We start from the raw sequence: 11,044 nt of genomic DNA, 5'->3' as shown, positions 1-11,044 counted from the left end.
GTAAGGCAAGCTTGCGGAAGAAGCAGCAATTTGCGGGCATGAGCAGCCCATATCTGGAAAAGGTACTGGATGCTGGGTTAGCTGAACTGGCATCAATTTAACAATATGTTCACGCTCTCGCCCTGGCTGTCACGAGAACACCGTTAGCTTAGCGTACGATTTTTTCCGAATTCTGCGGTTCCCCCATACAGACACGCTGATCGAGAGCCCGGAGGTTCGCTGGTTGGCGGATAAGAAACTGGCTGCGCTGGAACGCTTCATCGCGAAGGAGAACCTTCCGTTGACTGTCGTGCTGGCAAAGCCGGGGATCACGCAAAGTTGGACTGGCCGCATCCTGACGGGGCGCGGATTGCCAACTTTCACCGGTAGCACAGCTAGGCAATGCAGTCAAGATCTAAAGGTCGGGGCGGCTAAAAAAGCCAAATCGGCCTACATGCGAGACCTCCCCAAGGAGGTACGTGAGAGGGTCTGTCTGATGCTGGGTAGCCGTGATGCAGAGAGCAGCATCCGTGCGGCCAACATTGCGAAACTACAAGGAAACTCCGAGCGTGTCGTGAAAACGAAAGAGGGAGGAGAGTTGTATGTGGTGAAGCAATGGCTGGCAAGTGACGTGTGGGAGCTGTTGCTGTCCTCAGGAATGGGGGCTGCCTACCCTTTGCCAAGTTACTTGGAGAGCAACACTGAAACAGCGGAGCTCTACAAGGCGGCGACAGGTGAGTGGCTATGGGCCTGATCGAGGATAACGAGTGGAATCGTCGTATGGCTGAACCGCAGTTCCGGATCGTGTCGGAACAAGCGTTGGTGCACATCGACTTTATGTGGTCGTTCCATCACTTCAACGACAAGCCGTTCCGGGCCCTGGAGATTTATCACCGGGTCTGGTCTTTTGGTGAGTTGGACTTGTTGGAGGATGAAGCAGAGTGCCCTACGTTTCCTCAAACGCCTATCCCGAAGCCCCTGTGGCTAAAGGTGGCTCGTTGGGGAGATGGTTCACTGTCAGACGGCCTGGCCGATCCGATGGCGGAGATGACCTACTTCGACGGTGGCGATGATCCGGCAGCTGTGCGGGTCATCAATACCGCGGACGGGAAAAGGCGGGTTGTTTGTTTCGCAGAAGATGACGAGGTTACGGTCGATCCTGACTCCGCCGCGTTCATTATTTGGGAAGAGTACCCGCGATTACGTGAATCTGTACTGGCAGGACAATACACACCTGGGAGTGCAGCACAGTTCTACCTCCGATTTGGAGTAATCCAGCTTGCGAAGGGGAAGGGCGCTCTATATCACCGCATGATGCAGCGCGGCCAGACCTACCATCAAATGGGCCTCACCGGGTACCAGACGATGGAAGGCCTCCAGCAGCGCAAGGATGTCAAGGTGCTCAGCGATGCTAAGTACCGGGATCTGGTTAAACGAAAAATCAAAGGGAAACTGACAACTGTGCGCTGGTGGCTGAATCTGGATCTCGCGTTCAGATACCACCTGCACCACAAAACGCCGACAGGCCTGTTCATCCAAGCGCGTCTTGATGCGGAAGTTCAGGCGGAGGCACGGCAGCACCAGGCTCGGTGGTTTAACAACGTATCTGGTGCAATGCTTGGTTACTCCAGTGCTTTTGGTATGAGTGTCATGGAAGGGAGGGAAGGTGCCGGTAATACGGACATCCGCCGCTACATGATCGCCACGCGAAGGAAGGCCTATAAGGCTCTCAGCGAGCTTCTGGAACATGCTGACAGTGATTGGGCTGGCAATGTCATCCATGAGCTTGTGAAAGAGTACGAGGGCATTCTGGCTGCGCTTAACGAGGGTTCAGCGTTAACGCTGAGTCTGGACTGGTTGAATTTACTGTCAAAGCGTCATCCTGAGGCTCTGCATCGGCATGTCAGAACGATGATCAAGGCAATACATCGCCAAGAGCATCTACATGGCAGGCCGTGGAGAGGGCAGGTTGGCCTGTCTTTGGCCGCATAACATGGCCCTCCCTTCGGGGAGGGTTTTTTTGCGCCCCAAAAAGGCAGTTACAGCGTTTTACAAAAAGACTAGGGGTACATAGTATTTCCCCATTGTCAGCAGCTTGCTGACTCAATGGTAGCTGGCCCAAAACAGCACAACATCCTCAATCCGGAGAGCCCTCTCCGGGGGTGATCCAAATCCCCCCCTCCAAGGAGAATGCCTCATGGAAAAATTGAACTCACTCGCCTCTCACCTTGAGAGCGTCCAGGCCGAACTTGATGATGAAATCATCGAAGAGGTCATCAACGTCATTCAAAGCCGCGAGCAAGGCTTAGCGCTGGAATTGGTTGGCGCCTTACCCGAGAATCATCCGTTCTTGCCCTTTGTTGTCTCTCTTGCACGGAAGATCAATTCAAAGTGACTCATCGCAGCCTCTTTAGCTAAATGCTGAGAAGGCGCCTCTGTGCACTCATCCACCTTTACCTACCGGGTACACCAAGTCCCCGGTCGGGCTTGGTATACCTCCTGTTAGTCTGGAGAAAACCACCATGACTGAAATGACTAAAGAAGCGTTCCTTCAATTGCAGGATGAATTGGAGGGTTTGGAGCTCGCCATTGCGAAAGGCGAAGAGACGGACAACACCGACTCTCGCCTCAAAGAACTGGAGAGCTTAATGGAGAATGCTCCTTGGATTTTGATTCCTGGTGAAGGTTGCCTTCCTCGTCATGTGAGCGCATAAGCGCCCCAGTCCTCGAAGCTCAGCCTTACCCCCCTACCCACCCCACCGGGTACATCACGCCCCGGTCGGGCTTGATGTACCTCCATTCCAACCGGAGGCACTATGTCCAACCAGTTAAATGGTTATATCAAGATCAAAGACTTTGGCCGCGACAGGTTGTACCCAACCGTCAATGACCTCAAAAAGGCCTTGTCTGAGCAGTACAAAGGTCAGCACGTCAGTATCGTTTACCAAACAAAGCCAAGCGGATTAACCCGCACGGTGTTCGTGAGTGTTGATGATGCTGGTGGGGTAAATCGTTCTTATGGCGATCAAGCCTCGGTCGATTTTGCCGCCATCGAAGATGAGCTGTATGTGATCGACTGTGCACAGGAGGCATCGGCATGATCTTCATCACCGATGTCTTACCTGGAGAGAGTGAAATCCTTCTTCCCTCCGTTATTTTCAACAAGCTCCAGATCGTTGATTTATTCGACAGAAAGGATGTTCTGTTTGAATATGCCCATCCAGTTGATGGCTGGACACACGAAAAATTGTGTGCCCTCGATATCCCGCTGGAGAGACTGCAAGGAGCTGATGCCTACCTCGGAGATACCTGGGTCGGCTCAACAGAGGTATAGAGAACAATAATGCAAGCAATTCAAGTGGAGCACGACTCTGACGAATGGAACAGGATGTGGGCCGCGCTGGCGTCTGAGGAGATCAACTCTGGCGATCCAGAGTGTGCCCATCCAGAAACTCAGGACGCATGGCAGTACATGGGTACAAGTAATGGCATCCATTCGTTCCGTCATCGCAATCATCCGGTAACTGGCACAAGAGAATATCGCCACGTTCCAATGAAGTAATCCATTAACCTCACCGGGGATATCTGTCCCCTAGGGGAGGGTGTCTCCAACTGAAAATCAGGAGATACCTATGATTAAGCAACATTTTCAAAATGAACTGGTCAAGCACGGCTACCCCGTAGATCTGACTATCGAATATAGTCTCGGATACTGTCAGGGAGATGGCATGGCCTTCTACGGAAGTCTGGGTGTTGATGACGTTCAGGCCCTGATGAAGCGTTTGTTCGGTACCGAACAGGGGCAAACTGATGCAGTAAGCCGGGTGAAGAACCTGATGGCACAACCTGACCTCAGGAATATGATAAATGTCCTGCGGGAGTATGCTGAGCTCCAGTTCTGCGAGGTGGACATCAGCAGAAACAGCTTCGGTCAGCATTACAGTCATTGGAATACGATGAGAATCGATAGCAACGTGGACTTCACTGGGTTTTTCCCTGATGAAGAGACCATGCTGGGAACTGGCATTGAGGGTATCAATCCTGAGATGTTGGTGCGCTGGCAAGGTATCTGGGATCGCTTCATTGAAGCGCTCCAGGCCGACGTAAAGAGCCTATCCAAGAAGCTTGAAGCTGACGGGTATAAGCTGATCGAAGCTACCCCGTATGAAGAGACAGTAGTTTGGCAACGAACTACTGAGAACTACCAGGTACGTGTCATCGAGCTCCCTGAGTCTGAATTTGACATGGATGACTGGGATGCAGATTGTCGAGACCAGACCATTCGCGCTCTCCTGGACGGGAGTGAGCGAGTGCTTGGCCTACGTGTTGAGGTACGTGATCATGATGGCGATTACATCTTGGGTGACAGCAGCATGTACGGTCTGACCCTATCCACCGATGATAAGAAGTACGATGGATACAGACGTGAGATGCTCCGGGACGTGATTACTCAGGTCAGATTACTTAACGACCTTAAAGCGGCATAATGAAGGTAGGGGGAAACCCCTGCTTTCCAGGTGGCATAAAATTTCACATGTGAAATTTTTTGTGTCACTCGGAAAGCAAGATTTTGCTCTCTGCTGAGAGTAAAGCGTGAGATAGCTGGTCTCCCAAAACAAACAGCAATTTTACTAACCCCTGCGGGTGCATCATCCCGCTCGGGATCGGTGTACCCATCAAAAAATGGAGTACACCTTATGAACAAAGTTATTTTGGACCCTACCCACATCCGTCAACAAGCCATCGACGATGAGCTGCTGGTGGACCACTCAGCGTTAGCTGAAAACGCTGGTTTCCTTACAGGTGTGGCCGTCACTAAGGCGGTCTACCACGGTGTTATCGGAATCAGCAGTAAAAGCGTAGACGACCATCAGCTTCTGTTTTTGCAAGTCTGTTCAGCACAAACAAAGATTGCGCTCACCGACTACAAGCAGTGGCAGCGGATTCGCTTTTACTATCCCATGCCAACTTCTGACGGATTTTTCATCCCGAAGGAGGTGGTCATTAAATGCGATATTAATCACCCATTCGTCACGATCATGTTGGCCTCGGAAGAGGGTACCCAACTGTTTCTGTGATGATCCAAATCGGCCTCCCTTCGGGGGCTGTTTTTTAAACCCCTGCCGGGGAGAGTTCCCCGGTTGGGGAGCCTCCTTGGCACATCTGCCCGGTGTCGGGGTTTCCTTAAACCCCTTTCAGCGGGGGGATTAAGGAAGCCTCGATGCTGGGGTTCACGCTAAGGAGAAACCTATGTCTTATTACAAAGCTGATACCGTTCGTAATGCAGCAGTCGGAAACTGGTTGTTCATCCTGGCGGCCCTGGCGCCCCATCTTGAACCCGCGCTCCGTAAACCCGGCCGTCATGTTGGTTGCCCAATCCATGGTGGGCGTGATGGCTTCCGGTTGTTCAAAGATGTCCATGAAACTGGAGGCGGCGTATGTAACACCTGCGGCGCTTTCCATGATGGTTTTGAGCTGCTGATGTGGATCAACAATCTTGACTTCAAGCAGTGTCTTATTGAAGTAGGTGAGTACCTGGGCGTCGAGAAAGAAGATAACCAGACTCAACAGCCGACGCTGAAACCAGCACGAGCTCCTGCACAGGCAAGCCCTGTTCAGCAAGGACCCGTAATGGTGAATAACAAGCTTCGCGAGGGTAAACCTCACAAGGTTGTTAGCGGTACTCTGATTGCTCATGGCCAAGCGCCGTTTGACCATAAAGAGGAGAACGAGCTCAATTACTTCGCCGAGCTCCGTACCAAGTCCAATCATGAGCGGACTTGTTGGGGGGTGGATCTTGAGCGGGCAATTAGTGAAAGTGGTGTTCAATTGGGCGATGAGATCGTCATGACAAACCTCGGGCGCGAGCCTGTCACTGTCCTCATCCAAGTCAAGGATGAGCAGGGGAATGTCGTGAAGGAACAACCCATGCAAACCCACCGTAACACTTGGGTGGTAGAACGCAGCAATGCGACTGTGACAGAGTTTCGCGCTCGCTCAAACGGCGGTGTAGAACCTGTACACGGATGTGAAGTAGCCATGCCTGTGGCCGCAGAACAGCCGGTTGTGCCGGAAGCACAAGCTGCAATAACCAATCAGAAAGTTGTTCCGATGTTCCGTGAACAACCGAAACCTTGGTTACTCGAACTTCAAGAAGAAATGGCGAAGCGTATGGAGCGTGAACGCGCCTACAGCGCTCGTCTTCGCGAGAAGATTGAGAAAATCTGGGAGGGGTGTGTTCCATATTCCTGCCGGATTACTGAGCCAATGAGGCTCTATCTCCAAAGCCGCGAACTCGTGTTCAACGTGGATGAGGTAGAGAAATCAGACTGCTTGCGGTTCCATCCAGAAATGGCCTACTACGACGAAGATGGCAATGAGGTCGGAAAGTTTCCGGCCATCGTTTGCGCCATCCGAGACGTTGACGGCAATTTGGTTACGCTCCACCGTACCTACCTGAGCAAAAGCGGTAAAAAGGCCAAGGTAGTTAACGCCAAAAAGATGATGCCAATTCCCGATGGATTGGATGTCAATGGCGCGGCGGTGAGACTGGGTGAACCGACGGAAGGGATTCTGGGTCTGGCCGAAGGGCTCGAAACAGCACTCTCGGCTTATCGAGTGACTCAGATCCCCGTCTGGTCAACGGTTAACGCAACCCTGATGGAATCTGTCAAGATTCCGGCCGGTGTGCACACCGTCTTGATCTGGGCAGATAAAGACAAGTCGGTAACCGGTGAGAAGTCAGCAAACGTGCTGAAAGCCAAGCTGGAAAAGCTGGGCATTCAGGTTTACGTGCTGCTGCCTAAACTCCCGATCCCGGCCAAGGCGAAAGGCGTTGACTGGAATGACGTTCTGATGAGCCAAGGGACCCTCGGTTTCCCTAATGCTCGCTATCTGCGCGATTTTATTGCCAGAAGGAGAGCTGAATATGGCCGTTCTTAATGCTGCGAAAGTTGACACTACGCCTGGAAATGACGCTGTGTGCCCCTTCTCACCCCCTTTGGGGTGGGAAGGTGACTCGGCGGCCTATATGGTATTGATGCGTTCTCGGTACACCGACTTGATGCACGGGCAACGAATGATCTTCACAAGTTCCTTTTCCAGGAGAGGGGGCCATATGGAGGTTTTCGGACCCTATGCAGAAGAAGCAACCAGGATCATTGAAGCCATGCACAACAAGCCAAAAGCCCTCAAGGCCTCGGCTTAATTTTTAAACCCTCAGGGGGGCGAAGACCCCCTGAGGGGAGTCATGCGCCCTCCAATTTTTGGAGAGAACGATGAAGAAGTTTTTGCGCATGAAAATGTGGTGGGTGCTGTTATTGGCCCCTGGCAAGAAAACACTAATGGCTATCGGTGACGACCTGCGTAAGGTCGGGGTCAACGCTCTGAGTGTCGGCATTGTCGGCGTGGTTGTAACTGGTGATACAATAACCGGTGACGAAGCCTTGCTCGTACTGCTGGGTGGGGTTATCCTTTGGTTAACAGGGGTAATCCTGACCGGTATGGGCAATAGGGAGGATGAATGAGCAGCATCGCCATCTTGGTCGGTCTGTTTGGATTCTTAGTATTGTTTGCGATTGGAAGTGCATACCTTTTCCATGAGCGCGAAAAGCAAAAAAAGCATCCTCACGGCCATCCGTGAATCATGATGATGAAAAAGGCCAGCAGTAATGCTGGCCTTTTTTGTGTCTCGAAAACAGGTTGCTAAGAGCATCTTAGCAGGCTCCGGGTTAGAGCCAGGTAGACGTATTTGACGGGGGATGCAGCGGGGATTAAAGTAGACATATATGACGAATACGTCCAAAGGAGTCATCATGATCCCTCACGCATTCAACCAATCCGAGTTGCTGGCGCGAGGATGGGCTCTACGCCGGATCACGGTGTTTCTTGGGCTACCGGATTACATGGCTCAGGGTAGAACCAGACCATACTGCAACTCTGCCACTCCGAAGAATGAGAAGTGCTGGCGCTATGCGCGAGTGATAGCTGCCGAGGCAGATGGGGTTCTGACAAAGCCCCTCCCTAACCGTGTTCGCCTCCCACTGAGTTAGTTGTACCGTTCTGACACTGACGTCGGCGCCAACTTAATAGGCGCCGACGTCAGTGTCAGAAGCAATACCATTTGGTGGTATATCAAGTTTTTCTAGGGGGAAATGGAAGTTATGAATGAAATCCTGCGTTTTTTCGGTGCGGAATGTAAGGAGCAGAGATGCGGTACATGCTCAGGGTAGCACAACATTTATTATCTGGAGAACTCACTCTCCGACATGCTATTTATGCGTTGCGAGTTAAGCCCGTGGCCGTTACAAGCAAGGGAAAGACTTGGATTATCGACCCAGAGTTCAAGGTGTGAGGATTAAATCATCGAGCGAATTTTTTTGTGGGCATATCTTGAGGGGTACCAGCAACACCTATGGCCACGGTGGTTGAGGCGGCTGATTGCAGGCACAAAACTTCATCGAGCATGGCTATCAGGTCATATGGGGGTTTTTAAACTCGATGGCGGTGTTTGCTCTCGTGAATGGTATACCTTCCGCTAACGGCAATAAGAGGGAAAGTTATGATTGAAGTCACTACCGAGTACCATATCACCAACTCGGATTTAGACGAGCTTCCAATTTATAAGTGCAAAGGAACCTGTAAAAAAGTTTGGTGGAGGGGGGATATTGAACAGGCCCCATTCGGGGTGCAATTAAATTGCCCGATGTGTGGGGGAGCATTATCTTCGGCTAAGGAACATTTGGATTTTAAGATAACAAGATTCCAGCCAGGGGAGAAGTTAATGCCCAACAGCCCAATTCGTATTAATCACTCATCCAACCTGCTCGAAGAGTTCATCCCGTTACGAGAGAAGTACGGGTGGAGCTAGATCTTGGTTTCACAACTGAAAAGCATCAGGGCGGGTTACTGGCTCTTTTGAAAACTATGATGGCTAGAGGTAAACCATTCACCCATGACTAACACAAGAAAGGTTAATGGACCTATTCACCAGATTATTCGAGGGAAAGGCTGGACGCTGGTTGAGGTTGGCCTGCGTTGGGGGATTAAAGAACGGCAAATGAGTCGTATTGCGGGCGCAGCCAAGCAAAGGGACATTGATGCAGCAAACGGTCTACCGCTTAATGGCCAAAATACAGCGGACTCTCGGCAAACAATTGAGTCCATGCACCAGCACATTCGGGAAAAAGGATGGACGTTGGCCGAGATAGGAGCACGGTGGGGCGTTGTTGAGCGGCAAATGAGCCGCATTGTGAAGGCTAGTAAGACAAGATATCTTGATGCTGCAACCGGCTTGCCTCATAAGGAAAAACCTGAGTGAGCATGTCTACGGCGCCACACTTGAACGGGAAAAGTTTCACATGTGAAATTTTTCCCGTCGAGAACCAGCGATAAAAGATAGAGGAACGGAATTGTTGCCCCGAGTCCGGGGGCATCTATCTGTCTATGCAGTTGTATTTTGAGATGCAGTGGTACCATTGAATAAAACACAGATAGGGGATTTGACGGTGAGGCCGATCAACACCCTGAAACCATAACGAGGTAAGTATCATGATGACATTGACCACGGTCGCCAAAAAGATATCCCGTAACTCCGCTTTGGTATTTTGGCGTGTTGGTACGAAAAGGAAGGGCATTCTGGATGTTCGCACGGACTTCGAGCATGATGAGTCGGATCTCATAGCTGAGTTGATCGCCATTCGATACTTGGCATTGGACAAGCAGGTATTCTGCCGGGAGCCAGGGGCCGGTACCGGTTACAAGCTGGTGGTATCGAAAGGTGCGATCAAAAAACTTGCATTAGGCAAATCAAGTAAGGCTTTTGCCACTAAGTTTGCGTCTTTTCTGACCGGGAGGATGCAGGGGGCCATGATTGAAGTGGCTCAGAGCATGAATTACATGGATGAGCCCAGTGAGGGGAATGTAGAGATCCTCGATGTGGACAAGCAGGCCTTCACTCAAACCTATGATGAGATCGACACCCCAGCTATTGGGCCGGTACTTGTTACTCAACATGCCCTCAACCAGTATCAAGCGCGGATTACATCTGGCGACCCTAAAAAGCCTTGGGCATCACTTGTCGGCCGCCTTCAACACCCAGAGCTACAGCTTCAACCGTTCGATGATAAGGTCGCTCGTCACAAAGCTATAAAATATGGTCGAGTGGACAATGTGGAGGTTTGGGGACACAGGGATTCTAAATTCAAATACCTGATGGTCATTAACGATGATAATAACAAGCGAGTGCTAGTCACTGTATTCGAGCGGAAGGAATAGAATCTCGACCATTACATTTATGGTTTATCTGCAAGGTGAGTAAAAGCTGTGCCAACTAAGCAGTCGTCGGATAAATCGCCATGGAAAAGCAGAGTTGAAATTTCTGGCTCCGTTATTAAATGATAGCTATCAAGTACATTAATTAGGGCGGTATCGGCGATATCGTGGAAGCCTTCTATAAAGTCTTCCACTATTGCTCCCGCTTTTAGTTCCTCCTTACTTTTTTCCACTGAGCCGTCGCAGAGCCAATCTTCCACATTGCCGTACTTAGCAACGTAGCTGAGTTTTTCACACTCGCGGGCAATCAACGCAGTAACTCGCTGCATGAGCATGTCATCGTGGGTGGGGAGAACTAATACCGCACCGTGACCGGGGATGTCGCGTTGTATTGTCACTTCCCCCTGGAGGCTGCTCTTGAGCCATGAAAAGACCCACAGACCAGAACTGACCTGTCCAAGAGAGATGCCTCGCTCATGAAAGAAGTCGGAGACATTCTGGAAGATGGTGCCACCTGGCGCAGCCATCGAATAGATGGCTGCTATCAGCTCATCTTGGTTCTTGTACATTCACACACACCTCTTCTCATGTTCACATAGGCAACTAACATGAGTCAGCTTGAGGATAGACCATAAGCTGCCCCCGCGTTGCATCAGCAAAGATTGTTGCATATTCCGGCCGATCATGAACACCAATTCCGATTCAACGTGAACACCATTTCCGGACCAATGTGAACGCTCATTCCGGTTCAACCTGAACACTTCGCCCCTCCTTTCCGGAAACAGTGTTCAAC

General features: G+C 51.0%; 14 protein-coding genes and 1 pseudogene. 14 read left to right on the top strand and 1 reads right to left on the bottom strand.

The window, feature by feature from the left end:
* Window positions 1-223: 223 nt before the first annotated feature.
* The 14 genes and pseudogenes from C3418_RS24890 to C3418_RS20725 all read left to right on the top strand — a co-directional run bounded on the left by C3418_RS24890 (window position 224) and on the right by C3418_RS20725 (window position 10,254).
* Window positions 224-733, top strand: a complete 510-nt coding sequence (locus C3418_RS24890; protein ID WP_258040152.1) for a hypothetical protein — start codon at window positions 224-226, stop codon at window positions 731-733.
* The gene (locus C3418_RS20785) at window positions 724-1,971 is read left to right on the top strand and encodes a hypothetical protein (protein ID WP_258040151.1); all 1,248 of its coding nucleotides are present in this window, start codon (window positions 724-726) and stop codon (window positions 1,969-1,971) included. Before C3418_RS24890 ends, C3418_RS20785 begins: the two co-directional genes overlap by 10 nt.
* Window positions 1,972-2,176: 205 nt before the next feature.
* Window positions 2,177-2,374: a hypothetical protein gene (locus C3418_RS20780; RefSeq protein ID WP_103859190.1), complete on the top strand. Its 198-nt coding sequence runs from the start codon at window positions 2,177-2,179 to the stop codon at window positions 2,372-2,374.
* 127 nt (window positions 2,375-2,501) lie between these two features.
* On the top strand, window positions 2,502-2,693 hold the full coding sequence (locus C3418_RS20775) for a hypothetical protein (RefSeq protein ID WP_103859189.1): 192 nt from the start codon (window positions 2,502-2,504) through the stop codon (window positions 2,691-2,693).
* A gap of 102 nt (window positions 2,694-2,795) precedes the next feature.
* A complete protein-coding gene (locus C3418_RS20770) occupies window positions 2,796-3,080 on the top strand; it encodes a hypothetical protein (protein ID WP_103859188.1) in 285 nt (94 codons plus the stop codon).
* Window positions 3,077-3,313 (top strand): hypothetical protein, encoded by a 237-nt coding sequence (locus C3418_RS20765; protein WP_103859187.1) that lies wholly within the window; start codon window positions 3,077-3,079, stop codon window positions 3,311-3,313. Before C3418_RS20770 ends, C3418_RS20765 begins: the two co-directional genes overlap by 4 nt.
* A 9-nt stretch (window positions 3,314-3,322) precedes the next feature.
* Complete coding sequence (locus C3418_RS24180; RefSeq protein WP_128313760.1) at window positions 3,323-3,541, top strand: 4-diphosphocytidyl-2C-methyl-D-erythritol kinase; 219 nt, start codon at window positions 3,323-3,325, stop codon at window positions 3,539-3,541.
* 70 nt (window positions 3,542-3,611) lie between these two features.
* Entirely contained in the window at window positions 3,612-4,466 is an 855-nt protein-coding gene (locus C3418_RS20760; protein ID WP_103859186.1) for an NgrC, read from the top strand.
* 210 nt (window positions 4,467-4,676) lie between these two features.
* Window positions 4,677-5,057, top strand: coding sequence for a hypothetical protein (locus C3418_RS20755; protein ID WP_043774417.1), 381 nt, complete (start codon window positions 4,677-4,679; stop codon window positions 5,055-5,057).
* 172 nt (window positions 5,058-5,229) lie between these two features.
* Window positions 5,230-5,556: pseudogene (locus C3418_RS25095) on the top strand (primase-helicase zinc-binding domain-containing protein); the annotation flags it as partial.
* 54 nt (window positions 5,557-5,610) lie between these two features.
* Entirely contained in the window at window positions 5,611-6,921 is a 1,311-nt protein-coding gene (locus C3418_RS20750; RefSeq protein WP_348551192.1) for a toprim domain-containing protein, read from the top strand.
* Between the two features lie 335 nt (window positions 6,922-7,256).
* Window positions 7,257-7,505, top strand: coding sequence for a hypothetical protein (locus tag C3418_RS20740; RefSeq protein WP_043774414.1), 249 nt, complete (start codon window positions 7,257-7,259; stop codon window positions 7,503-7,505).
* 1,427 nt (window positions 7,506-8,932) lie between these two features.
* A complete protein-coding gene (locus tag C3418_RS20730) occupies window positions 8,933-9,298 on the top strand; it encodes a hypothetical protein (protein WP_103859184.1) in 366 nt (121 codons plus the stop codon).
* 230 nt (window positions 9,299-9,528) lie between these two features.
* On the top strand, window positions 9,529-10,254 hold the full coding sequence (locus C3418_RS20725) for a hypothetical protein (protein ID WP_011899359.1): 726 nt from the start codon (window positions 9,529-9,531) through the stop codon (window positions 10,252-10,254).
* Between the two features lie 17 nt (window positions 10,255-10,271).
* Here C3418_RS20725 and C3418_RS20720 read toward each other — a convergent pair whose 3' ends face one another.
* Window positions 10,272-10,820 carry a hypothetical protein gene (locus tag C3418_RS20720; protein WP_011899358.1) on the bottom strand — a complete coding sequence of 183 codons (549 nt, stop codon included), beginning with the start codon at window positions 10,818-10,820 and terminating at the stop codon, window positions 10,272-10,274.
* Window positions 10,821-11,044: the final 224 nt, after the last annotated feature.

Origin of the sequence: Aeromonas sp. ASNIH8 (assembly GCF_002919855.1) — a bacterium.
Taxonomy (GTDB): Bacteria; Pseudomonadota; Gammaproteobacteria; order Enterobacterales; family Aeromonadaceae; genus Aeromonas; species Aeromonas caviae.
Note: the sequence above shows the minus strand (reverse complement) of the source record. Positions and strands in the feature narration are given on the sequence as shown.

Coding starts and splice junctions, on each gene's coding strand:
- C3418_RS20785 (WP_258040151.1), top strand. CDS start 724: ATGGGCCTGATCGAGGATAACGAGTGGAATCGTCGTATGGCTGAACCG.
- C3418_RS20780 (WP_103859190.1), top strand. CDS start 2,177: ATGGAAAAATTGAACTCACTCGCCTCTCACCTTGAGAGCGTCCAGGCC.
- C3418_RS20775 (WP_103859189.1), top strand. CDS start 2,502: ATGACTGAAATGACTAAAGAAGCGTTCCTTCAATTGCAGGATGAATTG.
- C3418_RS20770 (WP_103859188.1), top strand. CDS start 2,796: ATGTCCAACCAGTTAAATGGTTATATCAAGATCAAAGACTTTGGCCGC.
- C3418_RS20765 (WP_103859187.1), top strand. CDS start 3,077: ATGATCTTCATCACCGATGTCTTACCTGGAGAGAGTGAAATCCTTCTT.
- C3418_RS24180 (WP_128313760.1), top strand. CDS start 3,323: ATGCAAGCAATTCAAGTGGAGCACGACTCTGACGAATGGAACAGGATG.
- C3418_RS20760 (WP_103859186.1), top strand. CDS start 3,612: ATGATTAAGCAACATTTTCAAAATGAACTGGTCAAGCACGGCTACCCC.
- C3418_RS20755 (WP_043774417.1), top strand. CDS start 4,677: ATGAACAAAGTTATTTTGGACCCTACCCACATCCGTCAACAAGCCATC.
- C3418_RS20750 (WP_348551192.1), top strand. CDS start 5,611: ATGGTGAATAACAAGCTTCGCGAGGGTAAACCTCACAAGGTTGTTAGC.
- C3418_RS20740 (WP_043774414.1), top strand. CDS start 7,257: ATGAAGAAGTTTTTGCGCATGAAAATGTGGTGGGTGCTGTTATTGGCC.
- C3418_RS20730 (WP_103859184.1), top strand. CDS start 8,933: ATGACTAACACAAGAAAGGTTAATGGACCTATTCACCAGATTATTCGA.
- C3418_RS20725 (WP_011899359.1), top strand. CDS start 9,529: ATGATGACATTGACCACGGTCGCCAAAAAGATATCCCGTAACTCCGCT.
- C3418_RS20720 (WP_011899358.1), bottom strand. CDS start 10,820: ATGTACAAGAACCAAGATGAGCTGATAGCAGCCATCTATTCGATGGCT.